This is a genomic window from Rhodococcus sp. JVH1, from assembly GCF_000280725.2.
In the GTDB taxonomy this organism is placed as follows: domain Bacteria; phylum Actinomycetota; class Actinomycetes; order Mycobacteriales; family Mycobacteriaceae; genus Rhodococcus_F; species Rhodococcus_F jostii_A.
Map to the genome: position 1 here is coordinate 2,779,055 of NZ_CP166289.1, position 25,841 is coordinate 2,804,895.

The following is a 25,841-nucleotide window of genomic DNA, read 5'->3' on the forward strand; positions in this document are numbered from 1 at the left end:
ACATAGACGTCTCACTTCGGCCCGGGGAGGACCACATGATCGGATCGAGAGCACGACGACGTCGAATGCTGCTGGTGGGAGCGATGGTGGTGGGCGCACAGCTCGCCGTCGCCGCGCCGTCGGTCGGGGCTCCCGCCGACGACGGAACTCCGGTGGACGTGCAGCCGGCTACCACCGTCCCCGCCTGGCCCGAGGCCGACCGGGGGTTCTACGAACCACCGGCGGACGTGGTCGCGGCGGCCGAGCCGGGCGAAATCATCGCCGCCCGCGAAGTGGACCTGGCGAACCTGTCGGTGTTTCCGGTAAACGTCGACGCGTGGCAGCTGTCGTATCGCTCCACCAACTCGCGGGACGAGCCGATCCCGGCGGTCGCGACGGTCGTCAAGCCCCGGGGCACGATCGACGGCGTCCGCAATCTGCTCTCGCTCCAGCCGGCGGAAGACTCCCTCGGCAAGTACTGCGCCGCTTCGTACGCACTGCAGCAGTGGTCCGTGCCCGCGCCGCTGACCGGTCAGATCGTCGCGCCGCTGCAGTTCCTCGAGGCGCAGGCCGCCCTCGCCCAGGGATGGGCCGTCGTGCTGCCGGATCACCAGGGCCCGAACGCCGCGTATGCGGCCGGGCCCCTCGCGGGCCGCATCACCCTGGACGGGATCCGGGCGGCGGAGAACTTCGGCCCACTGGGCCTGACAGGCAGGCAGACTCCGGTCGGGTTGATGGGCTATTCCGGAGGCGCGATCGCGACGGGTCACGCCGCCGAACTCCACGCGAGCTACGCACCGGACCTGAACATCGTCGGTGCGGCCGAAGGCGGCATCCCGGCCGATCTCGGCGCCCTCGTCGATCTCGCCGACAACAACCTGAGCGCGGGAATCGTGCTGGGCGGCGTGTTCGGCGTGAGCCGTGATTATCCCGAGCTCGCGGAGTATCTCGACACCCACCTGAATCCACTCGGCAAACAGCTCCTGGCCGCCAAGAGCAACCTCTGCGTGAGCTACCAATCGGCGCTCCTGCCGTTCGCGAACCTGCGGGGCCTGTTCGACAGCCCGAGCGGCGACCCGCTGCGCGATCCGGTGGTCGAGTCGGTACTCGACCGGACGAAGATGGGTCACCGGGTCCCGGACGTTCCGATGTTCATGTACCAGGCGAACCCGGACTGGCTGGTGCCGGTCGGGCCCGTCGACACACTCGTCGACACCTACTGCCAGGACCCGGACGCCCGGGTGACGTACACCCGCGACCACGCCAGCGAGCACCTGTCCCTCGAACCGGTCGCGGCGGCGCGCGCCCTGATGTGGCTGCGGGACCGGTTCGCCGGGGTCCCGGCCGAGACCGGATGCAGCACCCACGACGTGGGATCGATGGCCCTCGACCAGGCGACGTGGCCGGTGTGGTCGTCGATCGTCGGCGACACGATCGCGAGCCTGCTCGGTCAGCCGATCGGCATGTGAGGGCGCGGTCCGATCAGACGGCGCCGACCCCGGCGAGCAGTCTGCGCGCCCCCTCGTGGAGGCGGTCCCGGACGGTGGCGACGCTGATCTGCATCGTGTCCGCCACCTCGTCGCAGGACATTCCCCGGTAGTACACGAGGGCCAGTGCCTCCCTTTCGAGGGCGGGCAGCGCTTCCATTGCATCCAGTACCGCCGACCTGCACGAATTCACTTGCATGTACTCATCGTCAATGACCGGCGGGGTCGGAGACAGGGACCCCAGGGTGACGAACTGCCCACCCAGGGGTGAGCGTGCGGGGAAGACGGAGGGCCACCTTCCCGGGGGAAGGTGGCCCTCTGTGTGCGGAGGCAATTCCGCGGTGGAGCCTCCTGTCAGGATTGAACTGACGACCGCTCGCTTACAAGGCGAGTGCTCTACCACTGAGCTAAGGAGGCGGACACGCGCGCCCATCATATCCATTGCAGGAACGTCGGCCACTTCCGCCCACATTGGATAGCGTTGGAGCCATGAGTACCTCGGAGATCGCCACTGTCCTCGCTTGGCACGACGCCCTCAACTCCGGTGACATCGACACTCTGCTGTCGCTGTCGAGCGACGACATCGAGATGGGTGGGCCGAAAGGCGCCACCCAGGGCCTGGCGGCGTTGCGGGAATGGGCGTCTACCGCGGGCATCACGCTGATTCCGCAGCGAATGTATTACTACGACGGGGTGCTGGTGGTCGAACAGCAGGCCACGTGGGCGGACCCCGAGGAGACGCGTATCCTGGCCTCTGCATTCCGTGTCGTCCACGATCAGGTCATCTCCACGTTCCGCCACGAGACACTCGAGTCTGCACTCTCCGCTACCGATTTGACCGAGAAAGACCTTGTCTCCGACACGTAGTATGGCCAAGCTCACAGAAACCCTCCAACGTCTCACAGGCGACCGTCGCGCAACGGTCGATGCGGTCACCGCTGCACCCACACCGCTGCAGCCGATCGACCTCACCGACGACGCTGTGGTCGCCGAAGTACTCGACCTCGCCGTGCGTGTCGGTGAAGTGCTCCTCGCGTCGGGCACCGGTGCGATGGACACCGCCGAGCAGGTGCAGTTCATCGCCGCCACGTACGGCCTCGCCCAGTGCGATGTGGATGTCACGTACAACTCCATCGTGCTGTCCGCATACCGGGGGCCAACCCTCCCGCCGGCGAGCACGATGCGGATAGTGCACTACCGCTCGATGGACTTCACCCGTCTCGCGGCGGTGGACCGGCTCACGCGGCGGATCCGCCGTGAGGCCGTCACCCCCAGCGAGGCACACGAGGCCCTGACCGCGGTCACCACGGCGCCGCACCCGTACAACCGCTGGATCGCGACGCTCGCCTGGGCGTCCATGGCCGCGTCGGTCTCCGTGTTGATGGGCGGTGGGGTGCTGGTCGCATCGGTCGCCTTCCTGACGACGATGGTGATCTACCGGGTCAACCGCGTCCTCAACCGCATCGGCCTGCCGTTCTTCTTCCAGCAGGTGGCGGGCGGTCTGGTGGCCGCGACCCCGGCGGCGACGCTCTATACGTTCCAGGATCAGCTGGGTGTCGACATCAGACCCTCGCAGATCATTTCGGCCGGTGTGGTGGTGCTGTTGTCCGGGCTGTCGCTGGTCGGTTCGGTGCAGGACGCCATCACGGGGGCACCGATCACGGCGGCGGCGCGATTCTTCGAAGTGGTCATGATGACCGGTGGCATCATCGCCGGTGTGGCCATCTCGTTGCGTCTGACCGGCGTGCTGGGTTCGACGCTGCCACCCGTCAACGTCGAGATCACGGAACTCGTGCAACTACCCGTGCTGGTGATGTCGGGCGCGTTCGCGTCGATGTTCTATGCGCTGGCCTGTTACGCCGAGCAGCGCGCGCTCACGGCCGCGTGGTTCGGCGGTGCGGCCGGCGCCCTGGTCTACATGGTGGCGCACCAGTTCGGCATCGGCCCCATCATCGGTTCGGCACTCGCGGCCACAGTGGTCGGGTTCGCCGGTGGTCTGATGGCCCGCCGCGCGCTCACGCCGCCGCTGGTCGTCGTGGTGGCGGGTATCACACCACTGCTGCCGGGTCTGTCTCTGTACCGAGGTCTGTACGCCCTGCTCAACAACGAAGTGGTGATCGGACTGAGCTCGCTGCTGGCGGCGTTCGGTATCGGTTGCGCGCTCGCGGCGGGCGTCACGCTAGGCGAATGGATTGCCCGGACCATGCGGAGGCCGCGCATCCTGCGTCGCACAGACGACATCCGCCGCCCCGTCTTCAAGACGAGGCGGCGGAAGGCGGTCGAAACACACGCACAGAAGGCGGCCTGAGGCAGTTTCAGGTGACGGCCTGTGGGCCGTCTGCCGGGTACGACCGCCGGTGTCTCACCGGACGGTCGTCCCGGCACATCGTCGCCGAAACGCGGCGCCGGGGAGGTCAGCTCTTGTCGACGCTGTGCCGTCCGCCCGACTTCTCGTCGGCCTCCATGGCCTCACGCAGGCTCTTCGGCCGCATGTCGGTCCAGTTCTTCTCCACGTACTCGAGGCACGCGGCCCGGCTTTCCTCGCCGAAAACTACGCGCCAGCCTGCCGGCACCTCAGAGAACGTGGGCCACAGTGAGTGCTGGTCCTCATCGTTCACCAGCACGTAGAAGCGGCCTTCTTCGTCATCGAATGGATTGGTGCTCATCTCGCCTCGCTTGTCGCATACGTGTCCTGTGCGTTCACACTAGCAAGCGTGCCGTTGCGGCCACGCCTTGTTACGACAGATGTAACGATCTCTCCCGCCCGCACGGCAACATTCGACAGGAGCGACGACGTGATTCCGTGCGTTTTCTCCGTGCCGCCCTGCAGATAGATTCCCGCTGTGACGTCCGGTGAAACCGCCAATCTGTAATCTCGGCCCACTTCACGCGGCGGGTGGATTTTCGGCGCGAGATCTCCGAGAAGAGGCTCGAGGGGTGCGGGAGTGAAACCGGTGGCCAGAATCAGTGCGTCGCAAGCGAGAGTGTCGGTGAGGCCGTCCACACCGCTGCGGACAGCCACCTCGATTCCGTCCGAAGTCTCGTCGACGGCAATGATCTCCGACGCGCGTCGCATGAAGAGGCGGCGACGCCCACGCACGCGTTCCTGGTATTCGGTCGCGTAGAGCTCGTTGATGAGCTCGATGTCGACCACCGAATAGTTAGTACTCCTATGGACATCCAGCAATCGCAGTCGCTCCGCCTCCGGGGCGCCGTGCAGGTCGTCGACCGCCTCGGGATCGAAGATGCGGTTGGCGTACGGGCTGTCGTCGGCCGGGCTGTACCCGTACCGCGAGAAGACGCTGTGGACTTCGGCTTCGGGGTAGTTTCCGTGCAGGTACTGCACGATCTCGGCGGCGCTCTGGCCTGCCCCGAGGACGACGAACCGATGGTGGACCGGGGCCGGCATCTCGCCGAGCCGGAACAGGAACTGGTGGTTGTGGAAGCACCGCGCAGAGGGGTTGGCCCACTCGGGGATTCGTTCCCGCAGACCGGCGCCCATCACGACGTTGCGCGCGATCACCGTGCTGCCGTCGGCGGTGCGGACCTCGAAACGGTCGATCACCCCGTCGTCACCGCGGATTCCGCGTACGGTCTCCACAGCGGTGCCGTATCGCACGTCGGCGTCGACTCGGCGCGCCGCCCACTGCAGGTAGTCGTGAAACTCGTGACGTGTCGGAAAGAAGGTCTGGTGATTGACGAAGTCGACGAGGCGACCCTGATCGAAGAGGTAGTTGAAGAAGGTGAATGCGCTACGCGGATTCCGGAACGTCACCAGGTCCTTCGGAAACGCGATCTGCATCGTCGCGCCGTCGAGAAGCATCCCGGGATGCCACCCGAATCGATCCTGCTTCTCGACGAACTGCGCGCTGATCCGCTCGCGCGGGGGGCACTCCGCATTGTGTTCCTCGATGGCAATGGCCAGGGCGAGGTTAGCGGGACCGAACCCGACACCCACGACATCTCGCACTGGGAGATCTGTACCGACCGTTTCCGGCGATTCACTCATAGCTCGTTGTCCGTCCTCGACGCCGCGCCGCACCCGACCCAGCCGCCGTCTGCCTTCTGAAAAGATAGTGAAGCCTATCCTTATTTCCAGCACAGTACCAAGTACTTCCGGCCCTCGCGGCGGCGAACTCCGCCCCGGAACTGCGATCTGGATCACTCTTGATCATCGGGCTCCTTCCGCCCATGCGGTGACCAGCGACGACAACTCCGACGCCCAGCCACGGACCTCCCCGGCGTCCAGCACATCCGAGGAGAACGAGAAATACGCGTGGACGGGTCCGTCACCGATCGGCTCGTAGAAGCTCAGCGTCAGGTCCGAATCCGGAACACCCACCGGCACCGGCATCAAGCCGCCCAGCGCGTCGAGATGACCGAGCCTGGCCTGCTCGTGATGAACGAGCATGACCTGCGGACGGACCACCGGCGTCTCGCCGACCGCCTCCACGACGTCGGCGAACGCCACGTCCTGGTTGTCCAGCGCGTCGAGATTCGCGGTCCGGATACGCCGGAGCAACTCCACGGGATCGGGAGCACCGCTCGTATCCGTTCGCAACAGAACGATATTGAAGAAGCAGCCGACCAGGGCGTCCAGCGCCTCCTCCGTACGTCCCGCGACGAGTGACCCCAGCGGAATGTCCGTGCCGGCGCCGTGCCGTGTCAACACGGTGGCGAGTGCGGCCTGCAACACCATGAACAGGCTGGTGCCCGTGTCGCTCGCGAACTTCCGGGCTGCGCTGTGGAGTTCCGCGTCGATCTCGACCGGCACGATCTCCGCCGTCCTCGGTCCGCGCACGGCCGGGGCGGGCAGTTCGAGCCGGGACGGCATGCCGTCCAGCGTCTCCCGCCAGTAGTCGAGCTGACGCGACCGACGGCTGTCCGGGTCCTCGGGCTCGCCGACGAGCGCCTGCGACCACACGACGTAGTCGGCGTATCCGACGGGCAGCGGTTCCCATGCGGGTTCCTCGCCGCGCGAGCGCGCGGCGTATGCGCGCATCAGATCACCGAGCAACGGCACCACGGACCACTCGTCGACGGCGATGTAGTGCATCGCGAGAAGCAGTGCCTGGGTGCCGTCGGCGCCGGTCACGAAATGCACCCGGAGCGGTGCGTGCTCGGTGAGATCGAGGGGCTCCTGCGCCAATTCGAAGACCGTGCGGTGGACGTCTCCGTCCCCGACGTCGACGAGTTCGAGCGCGGGCCGCACCGCTTCCTGCGCGACGACGGTGTCCCCGGCCTCCACGTACACGGTCCGCAGCGGTTCGTGCCGGGACGTGACGTCGTCGAGAGCCTGCGCCAGGATCTCGGGGTCGACGGTGTCGCGAAGCTGCAGCGACAGTGCGTGACTGGCCCGCGCCTCGGCGCCTGCCGCCCGGAACTGCTTCCAGAACCGGCGTTGCGGCCCGGACAGCGGGAGCGCCTCCGGTCGCGGGTGCGCCGCCGTCAGCACCGGCCTGCCGGTGGACGAGGCGCCCGCGACGATCGCGGCGAGTTCGGCCACCGTGGAACTGTCGAACACGTCCCGGATACCGATGTCGACGGCGAACCGCCCGCGGATCCGCCCCACCAACCGCATCGATGCCATGGAGTTGCCGCCGAGGTCGAAGAAGTCGTCGTGGATGCCCACCGACGGCAGATGCAGGATGTCGGCGAACGCTGCGGCGATCTCCTTCTGCTCCGGCGTCTGCGGCGTGCCGTCCCCCGTCAGGGCCGACCAGTCCGGCAGCGGGAGCGCCTTGCGGTCGAGTTTGCCGTTGGGTGTCAACGGGAGATCCTCGTCCAGCACGACCACGAGAGTCGGCACCATGTAGTCGGGCAGCCGCGCGGCGGCGTGTTCCCGCACGGCCCGCGGATCGATCTGCCCGGCTGCGTGACCATCGGCCGATGTCACATAGCCCACGAGCCGGACGATGTCGCCGGACCGGTCCGCGACGACAGCCGACTGCTTCACCTCAGGATGGCTTCCGAGGGCCGCGATGATCTCGCCGAGTTCGACGCGGAATCCACGGATCTTCACCTGGTCGTCAACGCGTCCGAGGAAGTCGATGTTGCCGTCGGCCCGCCAGCGCGCCCGGTCACCGGTCCGGTACATCCGGGTGCCCGCGTCGCCGAAGGGGCTGGGCACGAACCGGACCGACGTGAGGTCGGGCCGGCCGAGGTATCCGCGGGCCAGTCCGCGACCGGCGATGTACAACTCGCCCGCCACCCCCGGCGGCACCGGCTGCAGGCGGTCGTCGAGGACGTACGCCTGCTCGTTGGGATCGGGGATGCCGATCGGCACAGCCGAGTCCCATCCGGGCTGCGCCTGCCACAGCGTGTTGTTGACGGTGGCCTCGGTGAGACCGTACGCGGCCAGCAGGTTGAGCCGTTCCGCCCAGCGTCCGATCAGTTCCGGCGGCACGGTCTCGGTGCCCACCAGCACGGTGCAGCCTTCCGGGACGTCGCAACCCGACGGCAGAGCAGCCAGCAGGGACGGCGGAATGATCGCGTGCGTCACGGCGTGTGCGGCCATGAAATCGGTGAGTTCCGGTCCGGCGACACGGGACTCGTCGGGGACAATGACCAGGCGTGACCCCGTGCACAGCGCCATCGACAACTCGAAGACCGCGACGTCGAATCCGATCGACGCGAACTGCATCACCACCGAACCCGGGACCAGCTTCATCCGCCGTTCGGCGGTCGCGACGAGGCTGGGAATCCCGTCGTGAGTGAGGATCGCGCCCTTGGGTTTACCGGTGGAGCCCGAGGTGTAGATGACGTATGCGGCGTGGTCCAGGCCCTGCGGGGGCCGCGGCACCTGCACGGCGGGCCCGGTCTCGAGTTCCGTGACGACGGACTCGTCGTCGAGGAGAACGCGAGTGAGGCCGTCGATGTCCGCGATGCGCGGGCTCTCCCCCACCGTGGTCACCAGCACCCGCGCGGCGGAGTCGGCGAGCATGTAGGAGATGCGGTCGGACGGGTGGTTCAGGTCGAGCGGGAGGTACGCCGCCCCGAGTTTCAGCACCCCGAGCACGACCGCGACCATCTGCGCCGATCTCGGTACCGCCAGTCCCACAACGTCTTCGACGGAGACGCCGCGACGATGCAGCAGTGCGGCAATACGGTCGGCGCGAACACTCAGTTCCGCGTACGTCACCTCACCGCCGGCGTCGACGACGGCCACGGCGTCGGGGGTCGCCGCCACGTGGCGCGCGAACGCCTCGTAGAACGTCTCCTCCGCCACCGGCTGTGACGTGTCGTTGAACCCGCGCACCACGAGTTCGCGTTCGTCGCCGAGGAACACGTCGAGGTCGCCGACCGCGCGACCCGAGTCGGATGCGAGGACGTCCAGCACCACGACCTGCCTGCGCGCGATCTTCTCCGCGGTGGCCCGGTCGAACAGGTCGGAGCCGTATTCGAGGCGCAGGTCGACCCGGTCGTCGTCGAGGTACTCGGTGAAGTTGAACACCAGGTCGAACTTGGCGGTGCGTTCCTCGAATGCCACCGGGGTGAGGGCCAAGCCGGGTGCGAGCGCCGAATCGGACGTCCGGCTGTGGTAGCCGACCATCACCTGGAACAGCGGGTTCCGGGCCAGGGTCCGCGCCGGATTCACCTTCTCCACAACGGTTTCGAACGGAACGTCCGCATGCGAGAAGGCCGCCAGGTCGGTGTCGCGGACCCGTGCCAGCAACTGGTCGAACGTGGGGTTGCCCGACACGTCCGTCCGCAGCACCACGGTGTTGACGAAGAATCCGATCAGGTCGTCGAGACCCTGTTCGCTGCGGCCGGCGACCGGCGCGCCGATCGGCAGGTCGTCGCCCGCACCGAGACGGTGCAGCAACGCCGCCGACGCCGCGTGCAGCACCATGAACATGCTGGTTCCCGACGTCCGGGCGAGCGCACGCAGGGCCCGCGTCGTCGCGGCGTCGAGCGTCGCCTCGATCGCGCCGCCCGCGAAGCTGGGCCGCGCCGGGCGGGTGCGGTCGGCGGGGAGCACCAACTCCTCCGGCGCCCCGTCGAGAGTCTTCGCCCAGTAGTCGAGTTGACGGCTGACGAGACTGAACGGGTCCTGCGGATCACCCAGGATGTCGCGCTGCCACAGCGTGTAGTCGGCGTACTGCACGTCGAGCGGTTCCCACGCCGGTGCCGAGCCCTGCGCGCGAGCGGCGTACGCCGACATCAGGTCCCGCAGGAACGGGCGGTCCGACCATTCGTCGGTGGCGATGTGGTGCAGCACGATGGCCAGCACCTGTTGGTCCGCGACCCGGATGAGACTCGCGCGCACCGGGATCTCCGTCGCCAGGTCGAACGGGCGGCCGACGGTCTCGGTGACGAGCCGCACCAGATCGGCCTCGGTGCCGTCCACCACCGCGACGCCGGGCCGGGCGTCGTCCAGGATCACCTGCACCGGTTCGCCGTCGTGCTCCCCGAACACCGTTCGCAGCGACTCGTGCCGGAACACGACGTCGGTCAGCGCCTGCTCGAACACCCCGGGGTCCAGTGGACCCTGCAGTCGCAGGACGATCGGGAAATTGTACGCGGCCGAGGTGCCTTCCATCTGCTGCAGGAGCCACAGGCGTTGCTGCGCAGCGGAGAGCGGCAGATGCTCGGGCCGCGGCCGGGCGACCAGCACCGGACCCGTCGAACCGGTGTCGTCGCCGATCCGGGTGGCGAGTTCGGCGACCGTCGGTGCCTCGAACAGGTCGCGCAGGGTGAGGTCGGTGTCGAGCGCGGCCCGTGCCCGGCTGATCAGCCTGGTGGCCAGCAGCGAGTGACCGCCGAGGTCGAAGAAGTCGTCGTCGACCCCGGGGGCGGGGACGCCGAGGATCTCCCCGAACAAGCCGGACAGCACCCGTTCGGTGTCGGTGCGGGGTTCCGTGCGCGCGCCGCCGCTGCGGCCGAGCACGTCGTCCGCCGACGGCAGCGCCTTGACGTCGAGTTTGCCGTTGACCGTCATCGGCAGACTGTCGACCTCGATGACCGCGGCGGGCACCATGTAGTCCGGCAACGTTGCGCGCAGCGCCTGTGAGTACTTGTTGACGTCCCGCGGTTGACAAGTACTCACGGGTACGGCGTAGCCGACGAGCCGCTTGAAACCACCTGGGCCCGAATCGACGACGACGGCGGCCTGGCGCACGTCGTCCAGAGCTTCGAGCGCGGACGCGATTTCGCCGAGTTCCACCCGATGACCGCGGATCTTCACCTGATCGTCGGTCCGGCCGAGGAAGTCGAGGTTCCCGTCCTCACGGCGGCGCACGAGATCGCCCGTCCGATACATACGTACGGATTCCTCGAACGGGTCGGCGACGAAACGCTCCGCCGTCAGCGCGAACCGGTCGAGGTAGCCGCGCGCCAACCCGACCCCGGAGATGTACAGCTCGCCGGGAACGCCGTCCGGAACCGGACGCAACCACGCGTCCAGCACGTAGGCGGAGGTGTTCCAGATCGGGGTGCCGACGGTGGGTGTCGCGCTGTCGGCGGTACCGGCACCGAGGGTGTTGATCGTGTACTCGGTGGGTCCGTAGAGGTTGTACCCGACCGTTCCGTCCGTGTTGCGCAACCGGTTCCACACCGAATCCGACACTGCCTCGCCGCCGAGGAGTACGAGCGGCGGCCGGTGCCGTCCCGGACCGTCGTCGAGCAGACCCTCCTCGACGAGGTGCTGCGCGTACGTCGGCGTCACGTTGACGACGTCGATCGCATGGGTGTCGCAGTAGGCCACGAGCGCCTCGGCGTCACGCCGCAGGTTCTCGTCGCAGATGTGGACCTCGTGGCCTTCCACCAGCCACAGCAGTTCCTCCCACGACATGTCGAACGCGAACGACACGGTGTGCGCGATGCGCAGCCGCCGACCGCCCGCGGCGGTCACGACGGGTTCGAAGATTGCCTCACGATGGTTGAACTGCATGTTGGTCAGACCGCGGTACGGGGTGACGACGCCCTTCGGCTTGCCCGTGGACCCGGACGTGTAGATGACGTACGCCGGATGGTCCAGGCGCCCGGGGGTTCCGGGCGCGAAACCGCCGAGTTCGGCCTCCGACAGCGGTGCGGACGCGACCGCGCCGAAGTCCACGGTGTCGACGGACAGCGTGTCGACCGACGCAGCGGCGAGCGTTCCGGCGACCTCCGACGTGGTGACCAGGACCGTCGGACGCGCGTCGTCGAGCATCGCGACGAGTCGCTCGGCGGGGTGGTCCAGTTCGAGCGGCAGGTACGCGGATCCGGTGCGCAGTACGGCAAACAGCGCGACCACCATCTCCACCGACCGCGGCAGTGCGAGCGCGACGATCCGCTCCGGGCCCGCGCCGTGGCCGAGCAGGACCCGGGCCATCCGATTCACGTCGGCGTCGAGTTCGGCGTAGCTCACGCGGCGGTCGCCGAACACCAGAGCCGTGTCTTCGGGTCGGCCGCGGGCCGCGTCGGCGAACAGATCGGCGATGGTTCTGTCGGGTAGGGCCTTCCGCTCGACCGGCACGGGTGTTGCGGCACCAGCGATTCCGCCGACCACACCCGACAGGTCGGTGGACCATTCCTCGAGCACGGTGAAGTACCGCGACAGCATGCGTTCGACCCGCGACTCCGAGATCTTCTCGGGGTGGAACTCGAACTTCACCTTCACGCTCGCGCCCGGCGTCACGACGACCGTGACCGGGTAGTGCGTGTGATCGATGCTGTCGCCGCCGCTGATGTCGTGCGCCGCATTGAGCGCCGACACCTGCTTCTCGTCGACGAAGTTCTGCAGCACGTACAGCACGTCGAACAGCTGCCGGTGCTCGGACACCCGCTGGATGGAGGCGAGCCCGAGGTAGTCGTACGGGGTCAGCGCCAGCCGCTCCGACTGGATTCGCCGAAGCAGGTCGGTGACGGTCTCGTCGGCGCGCAGCGTCGTCCGGACGGGGACGGTGTTGAGGAACATTCCGGCCACCGCGTCGATGCCCGGGACTTCCGGTGGGCGTCCGGCCACGGTGGTGCCGAACACGAGGTCCCGTCGCCCGGTCTCGATTCCGAGGACGACGGCCAGCGCGGCGTTCAGCACCACGTTGAACGTGACACCGGCACCGCGGGCACCGGCACGGAGCCGTTCGCTCAGTTCCTCGGACAGCACGGCGTCCCGGCGCTGCGGCGGCTGCAGCTCCCCCGCGACCGTCGCGGCCAGCAGCGTCGGTTCGTCGAGCCCGCCGAGCGCGTCGGTCCACGCCGCCTGCGCGGCGTCCGCGTCCCGGGTGGCCAGCCACTGGAGGTAGTCCTCGAAAGATCCTTCCGGGGCGGCGAATCCGGAGTCGTCGCCACCCGATTCGTAGAGCGCGAGCAGCTGGCTGACGACGAGGCCGTTGGACCATCCGTCCCACAGCAGGAACTGCCGGTTGATCACCAGTCGGTCGTGGGAGTCGCCGAGCCGCAACACCATTGCCCGCCACAGTGGCGGGGAGGTGAGGTCGAACGGTGTCAGCCGGTCCTGCGCGGTCAGCTGTTCGGCGTAGGCCGCGCGTTCGGGCTCGTCGAGTTCCCGGAGGTCGAACTCGGCGATGGCCACGTCCAGACCCGCGCCGAAGAACTGCACCGGCGCAGGCAGGCCCGCACTGACGAATCCCGCTCGCAGCGTGGGGTTGCGACGCTGCAGGGTGCGCAGCGCGGCGGCGAGCCTGTCGGTGTCGAGGCGGTGCTCGAAGTCGAGTGAGAACTGTGCCGTGTAGAGGTCGGCGCCGGAGTCGAACCCGGCCTGGAAGTAGAGACCCTCCTGCAGCGGCGACAGCGGCAGCACCGTGTCGACCCCACTCGGGCTCGCCTCGACGATCCGGTCGATCTCCTCCTGCGTCAGCGTCACGAGGGGAAGGTCGGACGGGGTGAGCATCGCCGGTCCGTTGTGCTCTCCTGCGGCGTCGGTCAGTTCACGCAGTGCGGCCACCCAGCCGTCGCTCAACGCGAGGACGTCGGCCTCGCCCAGGTCGGCGTCCGACCAGGCGAAGACGGCCCGCAGTTCGGTGCCCCGCTCGGACTCCTCACACAGGGCGTTGATCACCAGCCGGTACGGTCCACCGAGATCTGCATCGGGATCGGTTGCCAGCGAATCGGATTCGACCGCGGGCGTCCAAGGTCCGGGCACCGCGTGCGGCATGCGGCCGAGGTAGTTGAACAGCACCTGCGATTCCGCCCGTGCCGCCAGAAGGCCCGCGGTGCGCCCATTGACGTACCGCAGCATGCCGTAGCCGATGCCGCCGTCGGGGGCGCCGCGCAACTGCTCCTTGACGTCCTTGAGCGTCTCGAGTGCGCCCGTCCGGCTGCGCAACCGGACGGGGGTGACGTTGGTGATCCAGCCGACGGTCCGGGACAGATCCACGCCCTCGGCGAGTTCTTCGCGGCCGTGCCGCTCGAGGTCCACCAGCAGGTCGTTCTCGCGCCCACGGCCGGCGAGCCACCGATCGACCGACAGCCGCAGGGCCGCCAGCAGCACATCGGTGACGTCGGCGCCGACCACGGCGGGAACGGTGGTCAGCAGCGCCGTCGTGAGTTGCGGATCCAGCAGCACCGTCCGTCGTGCGCCACTGCTCACCACCGCGTGCCCGTCGGTGCCCCGCACCAGATCGGCACCGGGTTCGGTGACGCGCAGCCAGTGGTCGAGTTCGGCGAGCCGGGCGGGGGCCTGCGCCTGCTCGGTGACGATGTGGGCGAATCCGCGCAGCGACGTGGGCACCGGGTCGAGCGCCGCGTCCTGGCCGCTGTCGGCCGCCACCCACGCCATGGCGAGATCTTCGATCAGCGTCCGCCACGACACCCCGTCGATCACCAGATGGTGGGCGACGAGAAGGAGCCTGCCCAGCTCCTGCGGGCCGGCGTCGAACCACACCGCCGACAGCATGGCGCCGTCGTCGGGGGCGAGCCGGTCGGTCGCGGCGTCGGATTCTGCTGCCACGGTTTCGCGCAGCGCGGCGGCGTCGAGTCCGGTGACGTCGACACGACGCAGTTCCAGGTCTGCGGATTCGGTGATCTCGAGCGACCACACACCCGGCGCGTGCCGGGTGAGCTTCTGCCGCAGGCCGTCGTGGTGACCGATCACCGAGTGCAGGGCGGCCGTCAGGACCGTGGCGCTGGTGCCCGCCGGTGTGTGGAGCAGAACGGCCTGGTTGAAGCGGTTCTTTCCGCCACTCCACTCGGACAGCCGATGGACCACCGGCAGAGGCGACAGGACGCCCGTGCCCGACTCCTCCACGCGCGGGGCCGGCGCGACGACGGTGGCCGCGACGAGCCGCGCGAGCGCGGCAGGCGTCCGCTGTTCGAAGATCTGCCGCGGGGTGACGGTGATTCCCTCCCGGCGAGCGAGATTCACGAGGCGGATGGCGAGGATGCTGTCGCCGCCGAGCGCGAAGAAGTCGTCGTCCACGCCGACGGTCCCGAGGCCGAGAACCTCGGCGTAGTGGGCGGCCAGCACCGCTGCCGGTCCGCTTTCGAGGACCGGCAGCGACGTCGTCTGCCCCGAACTCGTGTGCGCGGAGAAGTCCGGCGCGGGAAGCGCTGTGCGGTCCAGCTTCCCGCTGGGTCCGACCGGGAACTCGGGCACGGTCACGAACGCGACGGGCACCATGAACTCCGGCAGCGCCGCAGTCAGGCGCGCACGGACGTCGTCGACGTCGGCGTCCCCGACGACGTACCCGACCAGTTGTTGCTGACCGGGCCGGTCCGTGCGCACGACGGCAGCGGCCTGCCGCACTCCGGGGCACGCGGCCATCTGCGCTTCGATCTCGCCCAGTTCGATGCGGAAGCCGCGCAACTTCACCTGATCGTCGACCCGGCCGACGTACTCGACCGCGCCGTCGGCATTGACCCGAGCGACGTCACCGGTACGGTACATGCGGGACCCGGTGCGGGAGAACGGGTCGGCGACGAAGCGCTCTGCGCTCAACCCGGGCCTGCCCAGGTAGCCGCGGGCCAGCTGCGGTCCCGACAGGTACAGCTCTCCGGCGGCGCCCACGGGCACCGGCTGCAGGTACCGATCGAGCACGTAGAGGCCGGTGTTGGACGTCGGCAGGCCGATCGGCACGGACGGCGCGGATGCGTCGATTCCCTGCACGGACGCGGCGTAGCTGACGTCGACCGACGCCTCGGTCGGACCGTAGAGGTTGTCGAGTTCCACTCCCGGCAGGAGTTCGGCGACGCGCCGGGCGGAGGCCACGGGAAGCGCCTCACCGCTGCAGGAGATGATCCGGAGCCCGGTGCACCGGGCCGCGGCGGGTTCGGCGAGGAACACCTCGAGCATCGAGGGCACGAAATGCACACGCGTGATCGACCGCCGGATGATGACGTCGGCGAGGTACGCCGGGTCCTTGTGGCCGTCCGGCCGCGCCAGCACGAGGGTCGCCCCGGCGAGGAGCGGTCCGAAGAACTCGAGCACCGAGACGTCGAAGCTGGACGGCGTCTTCTGGAACACGGTGTCCGAGGGGGTGATCGGCCGGAACCGCTGAACCCACAGCAGTCGGTTGACGATGCCGGCGTGCGGCACGACAACCCCCTTGGGCCGTCCCGTCGAGCCCGACGTGTAGATCACGTACGCGGGGTGCTGCGGCGCGAGCGCGACACCGGTCAGCGGCTCGGGCGAGAACGCGGCGGCGTCGGACACCCGGACCTGCGGAACGCCGGACCCGGCGAACGGCACGGTGCCGTCGGTGAGAACGCACACCGGCTCCGCGTCCTCCAGCATGTACGCCAGCCGGTCTGCGGGGTAACCGGTGTCGAGCGGAACGTAGGCACCGCCCGCCTTCCCGACCGCGAGGAGCGCCACCATCAGGTCCAGCGAACGGGGCAGTGCCACCGCCACCTTCGACTCGGGTGCCACCCCGCGGTCGACGAGCAGCCGGGCGAGGCGGTTGGCGCGCGCGTGCAGTTCGGCGTAGGTGAGGTGTTCGTCCTCGAACACGACGGCCACCGCGTCGGGTGTCCGCTCGGCCTGCTCCTCGAGCAGCGCCGTCACCGTCGTGTCGGGGAACTCCACCGCGACGTCACGCAGTGCCGCGTCGATCGGTTCACGCGACGCCAGCGGGACGGAAGACACGTTCTGGTCGACGTCCCGGGTCAGCTCCGCGAGATACCCCACCGTCGACGCCGCGAACCGGGTCGCGGTCGCCGCATCGATGCGGGCGGCGTCGTACTTCAGCTCGAGTGCCAGCGCGTCGCCGGGCACGACGATCAGCGTCATCGGGTACGGCGGGTGCTCGTCGAACCGGATGCCGGTCAACTGCACCGCACCGGTGGGATCCGCCACCGCGCCGTCGCCGAGCGGATAGTTCTCGAACACGACGAGCGTCTCGAACAGGTTCTGCAGTCCCGCTTCCCGGCGCAGCTCGGGCAGGCCGAGGTACTGGTGATCGAGCAGCGTCGACTGCTCGTGCTGCCACCGCGCGAGGGTCTCGGCCACCGTGTCGGTGGGCCGGTACCGCAGCCGGGTGGGCACGGTGTTGATGAACAGGCCGACCATGGCCTCGATACCGGGCAGGTCCCCGCCGCGGCCCGACACCGTCGAACCGAACACCACGTCCTCCCGGCCGGTGAGGCGGCCGAGGACCAGACCCCACGTGCCGTGCACGAGGGTGCTGAGCGTCAACCCCCGGGCCCGGCCCACCGCGGAGAGCGCGGCGGTGTCGTCAGCCGGCAGTGTCACCCGGACACTGCGGATCCCGGACTCCCCCTTCGACGACGGCGTCGGCAGGTCCACCGGCTCGGGGGCGTCGGCGAGCGCCTCCCGCCACACGGCGAGCGACGCCTGACGGTCCCGCGCCCCCAGCCATTCGAGGTAGCTCCGGTACGGCGTGGGCGTCGGCAGTGCCAGCGGCTTCCCCTCGACGCTGTACAGGGCCATCAGTTCCCGCAACATCACCGGCACCGACCACCCGTCGGCGACGATGTGATGAATCGACTGCAGCAGAAGGAACTTCTGTTGCAGATCCCCCGTCGCTTCCCTCGCCCCGGGCTCCACCCGAACGAGCGTGTAGCGCAGCAGGGGGCCGCGGCCGAAGTCGAAACCCCGGGCCCGGTCCGCCGCCAGCACCTGTTCCACGCGCTGCTCCGGATCCGCGACTGCGGTGAGATCGAGCACTTCCATCGGCACCTGGACGTTTTCGCCGACCACCTGCACGACCCGGCCGTCCGATACCGCCCGCACGCCGACGCGGAGGGCCGCGTGCCGGTCGACGACCGCCTGCAGCCCGCGGTGCAACGCCGCCGCGTCGACGGGCCCGGTCAGTTCGATCACCTGCTGCACCACGTACGGGTCGGTGCCGGTGTCCTCGAACGCCGACTGGAAGTAGATGCCCTCCTGCAGCGGTGTCAGCGGAAGCACGTCGGCCGCCCCCGCCAGCATGTCCACATCCGGCTGCGTCAGCGACACCAGCGGGAAGTCCGACGGCGTGTGACCGCCGAGACGGTCGATTCCGGCCAGCACCCGCAGCACCGCGGTCCACTCGTCGGTGAGCGCCACGACGGCGTCGCGATCGAGCACACCGGGCGCCCACGTCAATGTCGTGCGCAGGACGGGGCCGTCGGCGCCGTCCTCGGCGATCACGTCGAACGCCAGGGCATGTCCGAGCGGCATCCGCGGGTCGTCGGCGCCGCCCATGGCGCGGGGCAGCCAGTCGACGCCCTCCGCGGACGTCACCCGTCCGAGGTAGTTGAACAGCACCTGCGGGGTCGGCGCGTGCGCGAGTTCCGGCTTCGGGACACCGAGGTAGCGCAACGCGCCGTAGCCGAACCCGGAACCCGGGATGCGGCGCAACTGGTCCTTCACCGCCTTCAGCGCGTCGGCGATTCCCGTCTCGTCCGCTGCCGCACCGGGTTCGAGCACCACCGGGTAGACGGTGGTGAACCAGCCGACGGTCCGGGAGAGGTCGAGGGCGGGTCCGTCGCTGCGGCGCACGAGGTCTTCCTCGCGTCCGTGCCCCTCGAGGTCGAGAAGCACGGGGCCGGGCTCCCCGGCTCGCCACCTCTGCAGCGCCACCGCGGCACCGGTGAGAAGCGCGTCGTTGACGTGGCCGTGGAACGCTGCGGGCACGGTGGAGAGCAGCGGCCGGGTGAACTCCGGAGGCAATGTCACCGTGAGGGTTTCGGCGTCGCCGGCGAGGTCGAGGGCCGGATCGAGCGCACGCGAACCGAGGAGCGGGTCTTCTGTGGTCGCCGCCTCTGACCAGAAGGACAGTTCGTGGTCGAAGGCACCCGACCGCGTCTGCTCGTCGAGCAGCTCGGACCAGCGGCGCAGCGACGTCCCGACCGGAGCGAGTTCGGGGACGCCCCCGGCCGCCACGGCCGTTCCCGCGCGGGCGAGGTCTTCGAGGATGACGCGCCAGGACACCCCGTCGACCACCAGATGGTGTCCGATCAGCAGCAACCGGCCGGGACCCTCGGCCGCGGAGAAGAGGACGGCCTGCACCATCGCGCCCGCATCCGGGTCGAGCCTTCCGACGGCCGCCCGGGTCTCGATGTCGAGTTGCTCGGCGCTGCCGTCGAATTCGACGACCCGCAGGATTCCGTCGACCGTCGCCGGGGACGGTTCCGGCACGGACAGTGCCCAGCGGTCGCCCCCGCGGCGGAGGACGCTTCCACCACCACGGACGAGCGTCGCGCGCAGGGCATCGTGCCGCTCGAGCACCGCGGCGAGGGCCGCCTTCGCGGCATGCTCGTCGAGGGCGGCCGGAGTCTGCACGAGCACCGACTGGTGGAACGCGGCGATCTCGCCACCCCGTTCCGCAATGCGGGCGACGATCGGGGTGCTGCGGACGTCACCGACGGCGACGTCGTCGGAGTCCACGGCGGCCGCGGTCCGGCCCTCCTGGATCCGGGCGAGCGCCTCGGCGGTGCGGAGCTGGAAGATCTCCCGCGGGCTGATCGAAAGACCTTCCCGCCGAGCGTGGTTGACCAATTGGATCGCGACGATGCTGTCGCCACCCAACGCGAAGAAGTCGTCGGTGACGCCCACCGACTCCACCCCGAGGACACCCGCCATCAGCGCACACAGGGTTTCCTCGGCAGCGGTGCGGGGCGCGACGTTCTCGCCGGCCGCGCCGAGGTCCGGCTCGGGCAGTGCCCGCCGGTCCAGTTTTCCGTTGGGGGTGAGCGGGAACCGATCGAGGACGACGAACGCCGACGGCACCATGTACTCCGGCAGCTTCGACGACGCCCAGACCCGCAGTTCGGCGACGTCCGGAACCGAATCCTGCTTCGCCACGACGTAGGCGGCGAGATACTTTGCCCCCGAGGGCGTCTCCCGAACGACGACGGCACTGTGCCGGACGTCGGGATGCGACACGATGCCCGCCTCGACGTCCTCGAGTTCGAGTCGCATGCCCCGGATCTTCACCTGATTGTCGGCGCGGCCGAGGAAGTCGAGGGACCCGTCCGGCGCCCACCGCGCGAGGTCACCGGTTCGATACAACCGGGAGCCGTCGTTCGCGAACGGGTTGGCGACGAAGCGGGACGCCGTCAACCCGGGAGCGTCCACGTAACCGCGGCCGAGGAGGAATCCGCCTGCGTACAGCTCGCCGCCGGTGCCGAGCGGCACCGGGTTCAGGTGTTCGTCCAGCACGTACAGCTGGGTGTTGGGGTTCGGGCGACCGATCGACGTCGCGATCCGCGCCGCGTTCTCCCGGTAGATCACGTGCGACACCCCGATCGTCGCCTCCGCCGGGCCGTAGCCGTGGTACAGCGTGATGGCGAGCTGCGACCGGAACCTCTCGAACAGGCGCGGCGTGAGAACCTCACCGCCACACCACACATGCTTCAGCGATGCCAGCAGATCCGTGCCCCGCGACAGGTCGAGCAGCACGTCCAGCATCGACGACACGAGGTAGACGAACGTCACCGATTCGCCGGCGATCAGGTCCAGCAGATACTGCGGGTCCCGTTCCCCGCCGGGCTCGGCAACAACCAGCCGGCCACCCGCCACCAGGGGCAGCAGAATCTCGTTCACGGAGATGTCGAACGACAGCGGCGCCTTGAACAGCGACGCGTCCGCGGGCCCGAAGCCCAGGATCTCGTCGCGCTGCCACAGCAGACGCGCGCAGACGGCCTCGTGACGGATCATGGCACCCTTGGGCCTGCCCGTCGAACCCGACGTGAAGATGACATACGCCAGCCGCGAACCCTGCACGGTCACCGCGGGCGGCTCGGTGGGCTGGTCGGCGTACGCCCACGCCGCGAGGTCGACCGGCACGGCCCGCTCCCCCGCGTCGGTGACTCCACCGCGTCCGGTGAGCACGAGCGCGGCCCCGGCGTCGGCGAGGACCGACGTCCGGCGGTCCTCCGGCCACGACGGGTCGAGGGGCACGAACGCCCCACCCGAACACATGACGGCGAGCAGTCCGATGACCATTTCCGCCGATCGCGGAAGACCGACCGCCACAACTGTTTCCGCCCCGACACCGCGGGCGCGCAGGTGATGGGACAGCTGCGCCACGCGTTCCCCGAGTTCGCGGTAGCTGAGCCGGGTGCCGCCGGCGATCAGGGCCTCGGCATCCGGCGTCCGCGAGACCTGAGCGTGGAACAGGTCGGGAACCGTCACCGATTCCTGCGGGGACGCCGTGTCGTTGAACTCCACCAGCAACTGCCTGCGCTCGGCCTCGGTCATCGGATCGAGCGAGGCGATGGGCTGTGACGGGTCGGCGACGAACTGCCCGACGAAGTGCTCGAGCCTGCGGCGATGCTCCTCGAGTTCGGCGCCGAGACCGGCCGGGGCCCGGAGATCGATCTGGATGGGCTCCGAATCCTGCCCACCGCGGATGGAGAAATCGAGGTCGCGGACCGGTCCGGTGGCCGAACCCCGCACCCACGCCGGAAACCCGCCGAACGTCAGCGAATGCTCGAACATCATGGAATTGATTCCGGGACCGAAGATCTGACGGTCCGGATCGATCGACCGCAGGTCGCGGGCGAGGTCCTCGCCGCGGTAGCGCCCGTGCCGCAGCACCGAGATCAGCGTCGTGTCGATGCGGGTGGCGAGCTCACCCACCGTCATCTCGGGATCCACCTGCACCCGGAGCGGCAGGATCGTCGAGCACATTCCGGGGATGCGGCGCAGTTCGCGTCCGACCCGCGCCGTCATCGGCAGCGACAACGTGAGGTCGCGGCGGCCGGTGAAGCGGTGGATGTACGCCACGACCGCGGCGAGCGGCAGCCGGGTGCGCCTGATCCCGGCGTCGGAGGCGAAGGCGTAGATCGCGTCGGCGTCGTCCCCGTCGATCTCGACGAGGGCGGAGATCGGCGCCCCGGTGTGGTCGACGACCTGTGGGAGCAGCCGAGGCGGCTCCGGCGCGTCGATCACCTGCTGAACCCAGAAGTCGCGGTCGGACTCGAAGCGCGTCGACGCACGGTAGTCGCGCTCGGACGCCACGAGCGTGTCGAGGGGCCACGGCGCCGTGGACGTCTCGAGTTCCGGGTGCTCGTATCGATCGACGACGTCGGCCACGAGCAGGGTGATGCCGTACCCGTCGATGAGGCTGTGGTGGTAACGCTGGTACCAGATCACCGACTCGTCCCCGGTGCGCAGCAGAGCGTGCCGGAACAGCGGTTCGTCGCTCTCGATGGCGACCACGGTCTCCATGTCGCGGTCCATCCACACACGCGCACACGCTTCGGGATCCTCGTCGCCGCGCAGGTCCACGACCGCGAGCGTCCAGCCGTCGGGGGCTGTCGGCACCTGCAGCAGTTCGTTGCCTGCACCGCGCTCGAAACGCACGTGCAGGGCCTCGGCCCGTTCGACGGTCTTCCGGATCGCCTCGGCGGCACGGTCCAGGTCGATCCGGCCCGCGACCTCGACGACGAGCGAGAGGTTGTAGACCGGGCTGCCCGGGTTCAACTGCTGCCCGACCCACACCTCGGACTGCGCGGCCGTCACCGGCAACGCGACAGGCGTCGAACCGACGCGAGCCGAGAAGGAAGTGCCCTCAGCCGAAGTGCGCTGTGGGCGAGCAGCCGCCGAGTGGTCCGGAGACATAGTGATCCGATCGTCCGTCGAGAGCGCCCGTCCAACGACGGGCACCCGAAGGAGTTTAGGTTAGGCTACCCACCAGCAACAAGCCGGTTGCCAGCAAGTTCGCAGGTGCCGGATATCACAGCGATAATTCGAGTTCAATCACCACGAACGCGTGTCCCCCGCACCGCTGCCGGCATTCACCCCGACGAAGCGGTCCCGACGTCGCCTTCGACCGCGTCGAACATACCGCGCGTTCGCGGGTTCGGCACACGAGTGGCGGCCTCGAATGCCGGGGGCAGCCGCCCAGCAACCTAGTGGTGCCAGACCGCGGTGTTCCCGCCACGACGCTTGGCCGCGTAGAGGGCGGTGTCCGCGTGATGGAGCAGTTCGTCGACCGTGCGTGCCGTCGTGCTGCGCGCCATCCCCACGCTGATCGTCACGACGAGGAGTTCGTCGCCGACGTCGATCGGCGTCGTGATCGACGCGAGCATCCGGGTCACCACGTCGTCGACGTCGTATTCGTCGACGTCGGGAAGGATGGCGACGAACTCGTCGCCGCCGAGCCTGCCGACCGCGGACGGCGCGCGCATCGCGTGGCGCAAATGCTCGGACACCCCCTGCAGGATGCGATCACCGACGCGATGCCCACGGGTGTCGTTGACGTCCTTGAAACCGTCGACGTCGAGGAACAATGCGACAGCAGGTCCCGCGCCGGGCTCGAACAGACGCTGCAGATACTCCGTGATGGCGGCGCGATTGAGCAGTCCGGTGAGACTGTCGTGCGTGGCAGCGTGAAGAAGAAGAGCGTGCGCCTCCTCCGCCTGCTGCTGAGCGGTGACCTCCGCGGTGACGTCCCGGAAATGCACGACCAGCGCGCCGGAATCGGCTGCGGCGGTCACCTCGATCGTCATCCCCGGCGAATACAGCGAGTCCACCCGGGTCTGCTGCTCGCGGCCGGTGGCGAGAACCTTGCGGCACAGTGCGTCGAAGTAGCTGCCCTGCGTTTCGGGAAGAACCTCGGTGACGACACGCCCGAGCAGTTCGTCCCGCGACCGCCGCACGTGCCGCAGGCAGCCGGAATTGACGTAGATGATCCGCAGGTCCACGTCGAGCGCCATGAACCCCAGGCCCACCCGATCGAGCAACGCCGCAAGTTGCGCGTCCCGGCCGGCAACGTGCCCGAGTTCGATGACCACTCCCGTCAGCTCGACAGGGGCGCCCGACGCATCGGTGGTGACGTCGATGCTGCGGGTGAGGATGTACCGGGTCGACCGATCCGCCAGCACGATCCGGAACACGCATTCCGCGCCGACGGACCCGGCGGTGTCACCGAACATGCGGCGCACCGCGCCGATGTCATCGGAATGGACCCGCTCCCGCCACAATTCGAGCGGTGGCCGGGAACCGTCGTCCCCGAAGATGGCGGCGGCCTTCTCATCCCACCACAAGGCCCCGTTCACGACGTCGTACCGGACGATGCCCACCCCGAGGCGCGGAATACCCAACGCCATCAGAACCTCGCCGTCACCGTGATTGCCCCCAGCCGCTCGAAATTCCACCCTACTCACAACTCGGCGGGTGCCGGCGCGTCAGTTGGCGAGGAACTCGAGCAGCACCTTGTTCACCACTTCGGGCTGTTCGAGGTAGCCGTAGTGCCCCACGTCGGAGATCTCGTAGTACCGGGCCGACGGGATCGCCTCGGCCACCTCACGCGAGAGATACGGCGGGATCATCCTGTCGTCGGCGAAACCGATGGACAGGCACGGTGCCGTGATCGCCCGGTAGGCCTGCCTGCGGTCGAAGCTGCGGTCCATCTCCATCTGCGCGCGCACGCCGTCCGACGTCCGGCCGCCGCTGAACTCGAACAGGTCGAGCCAGTCGCGGGCCGTGTGCGGGTCGACGAGCGACGCGGGCGACAGATTCATCACGGCCGTCACCGCGGCCCGGTACTTCGCCGGGAGTTCGACACCACTGTCGTGCAGGGCGCGCTCACCCTCGGTGAGGGTCTGCTGGAAGTAGTCCATACGGGCGTGACCGGCGAGGAACGCCGCCTTGTGCACGAGGTCGGGCCGGGTCAGGGCCAGTTCCTGCGCGACGCGGGCACCCATCGAGGTGCCGACGACACGGGCCGGTCCGCCGCCGAGGTGCTCGATCAGTCCCGCGGTGTCGGCGACGAGGTCGTCCATGGTGATCCCGTCGACGCTCTCACCGGACGGCGCGATGCCACGGTTGTCGAACGTGCAGACGCGGTAGCCGGCGTCGACGAGCGCAGGGGTCTGATGCAGATCCCACACCCGTCCCGGACTCCCGGTTCCCATGATGAGCACCACTAAATCGCCGGATCCCTTGACCTGGTAATTCAGGGGGATCCCGTTGATCGTGGCGATCGTCATGTTGCCTTCCTTCCATGGGCGGTCTCACCGTTTAGATTGGATAGCCTAAGCTGGCTTGACTGCCGCTTGCATGCGGCGCTGACCGACAAGCTCGTCCAGGAGGACCGCGTTGAGAGTCGCCACACTCGGATATCAAACCTGGGGTCACCGTACCCTGCAGGCCCTGCTCCAGTCCGACCATGAGGTCGTCCTCGCGATCACCCACCCCAAGAGCGACCACGTCTACGAACAGATGTGGGCGGACTCCGTCGCCGACCTGGCCACCGAGCACGGGGTGCCCGTGCACATCGCCACCAAGCCGGACGAAAACTTCAAGGCTGCGCTGAAGCAGGCCGACCCCGACATCGTCGTCGCCAACAACTGGCGCACCTGGCTGCCACGGGACGTCTTCGACTCTCCCCGTTACGGCACCCTCAATATTCACGACTCGCTCCTGCCCAAGTACACAGGATTCTCCCCGCTCATCTGGGCGCTCATCAACGGTGAAGAAGAAGTAGGCCTCACCGCGCACCTGATGGACGAGGAACTCGACGCCGGCGACATCGTTTTGCAGAGGTCGACGCCCGTCGGGCCGACGGACACCGTCACCGATCTGTTCCACCGCACCGTCGACATGATCGGCCCGATCACCCTCGACGCACTCGAGCTGATCGCGTCCGGTCGCACGGACTGGACGCCGCAGGACCGCTCGCAGGCCACGTTCTTCCACAAGCGTGCCCCCGAAGACAGCCTCATCGACTGGACGTGGCCCGCCGACGCGATCGAACGGCTCGTCCGCGCGCAGTCCGACCCGTATCCGAACGCCTTCACCCATTACAAGGGACAGCGTGTCCGGGTTCTGAAGGCCGCCGTATCCGAGGGAAATTACGGTGGAACGCCCGGGCGTGTCTTCATCCACGAAGGCGACGGAATGGTCATCGTCGCCGGACCCGACGCCCGCATGGGCAGGAACAAGGGTCTCAAGATCCAGCGCGTCCGGCTCGACGACGGCACCGAACTCGCCGGCACCGAATTCTTCCCCCACGGCGGCGGCTACCTCAGCTGACGGTC

General features: G+C 68.8%; 10 protein-coding genes and 1 tRNA gene. 4 read left to right on the plus strand and 7 right to left on the minus strand.

The genetic code is table 11. The annotated features are described in order from the left end of the window. Positions 1–35: 35 nt before the first annotated feature. Positions 36–1,448 carry a lipase family protein gene (locus JVH1_RS12630; RefSeq protein WP_009477788.1) on the plus strand — a complete coding sequence of 471 codons (1,413 nt, stop codon included), beginning with the start codon at positions 36–38 and terminating at the stop codon, positions 1,446–1,448. 13 nt (positions 1,449–1,461) lie between these two features. On the opposite strand, the gene JVH1_RS12635 is transcribed toward JVH1_RS12630, so the two are convergent. Together JVH1_RS12635 and JVH1_RS12640 are read right to left on the minus strand one after the other, a co-directional pair. After that, positions 1,462–1,665: an RNA polymerase sigma factor gene (locus JVH1_RS12635; RefSeq protein WP_011597055.1), complete on the minus strand. Its 204-nt coding sequence runs from the start codon at positions 1,663–1,665 to the stop codon at positions 1,462–1,464. Positions 1,666–1,808: 143 nt separating this feature from the next. Next, positions 1,809–1,883 (minus strand) — tRNA-Thr (locus tag JVH1_RS12640). Positions 1,884–1,955: 72 nt separating this feature from the next. Between JVH1_RS12640 and JVH1_RS12645 the strand changes: the two genes are divergently transcribed. Together JVH1_RS12645 and JVH1_RS12650 are read left to right on the plus strand one after the other, a co-directional pair. After that, a complete protein-coding gene (locus JVH1_RS12645) occupies positions 1,956–2,333 on the plus strand; it encodes a nuclear transport factor 2 family protein (protein ID WP_009477786.1) in 378 nt (125 codons plus the stop codon). 1 nt (position 2,334) lies between these two features. Further along, entirely contained in the window at positions 2,335–3,774 is a 1,440-nt protein-coding gene (locus JVH1_RS12650; RefSeq protein WP_009477785.1) for a threonine/serine exporter ThrE family protein, read from the plus strand. Positions 3,775–3,880: 106 nt separating this feature from the next. Here the strand turns inward: JVH1_RS12650 and JVH1_RS12655 are convergent, their stop codons facing one another. The 5 genes from JVH1_RS12655 to JVH1_RS12675 all read right to left on the minus strand — a co-directional run bounded on the left by JVH1_RS12655 (position 3,881) and on the right by JVH1_RS12675 (position 24,791). Next, positions 3,881–4,132 (minus strand): MbtH family protein, encoded by a 252-nt coding sequence (locus tag JVH1_RS12655; RefSeq protein ID WP_005244517.1) that lies wholly within the window; start codon positions 4,130–4,132, stop codon positions 3,881–3,883. Beyond that, complete coding sequence (locus JVH1_RS12660; RefSeq protein WP_043780916.1) at positions 4,129–5,475, minus strand: lysine N(6)-hydroxylase/L-ornithine N(5)-oxygenase family protein; 1,347 nt, start codon at positions 5,473–5,475, stop codon at positions 4,129–4,131. Before JVH1_RS12660 ends, JVH1_RS12655 begins: the two co-directional genes overlap by 4 nt. Positions 5,476–5,637: 162 nt before the next feature. Further along, positions 5,638–22,419, minus strand: a complete 16,782-nt coding sequence (locus JVH1_RS12665) for a non-ribosomal peptide synthetase (protein ID WP_009477783.1) — start codon at positions 22,417–22,419, stop codon at positions 5,638–5,640. A 290-nt stretch (positions 22,420–22,709) separates the two neighbouring features. After that, on the minus strand, positions 22,710–23,909 hold the full coding sequence (locus JVH1_RS12670) for a sensor domain-containing diguanylate cyclase (protein WP_009477781.1): 1,200 nt from the start codon (positions 23,907–23,909) through the stop codon (positions 22,710–22,712). 78 nt (positions 23,910–23,987) lie between these two features. After that, the gene (locus JVH1_RS12675) at positions 23,988–24,791 is read right to left on the minus strand and encodes an alpha/beta fold hydrolase (protein WP_009477780.1); all 804 of its coding nucleotides are present in this window, start codon (positions 24,789–24,791) and stop codon (positions 23,988–23,990) included. Positions 24,792–24,900: 109 nt separating this feature from the next. On the opposite strand from JVH1_RS12675, the gene JVH1_RS12680 reads away from it, so the two are divergent. After that, positions 24,901–25,836, plus strand: a complete 936-nt coding sequence (locus tag JVH1_RS12680) for a methionyl-tRNA formyltransferase (RefSeq protein WP_009477779.1) — start codon at positions 24,901–24,903, stop codon at positions 25,834–25,836. Positions 25,837–25,841: the final 5 nt, after the last annotated feature.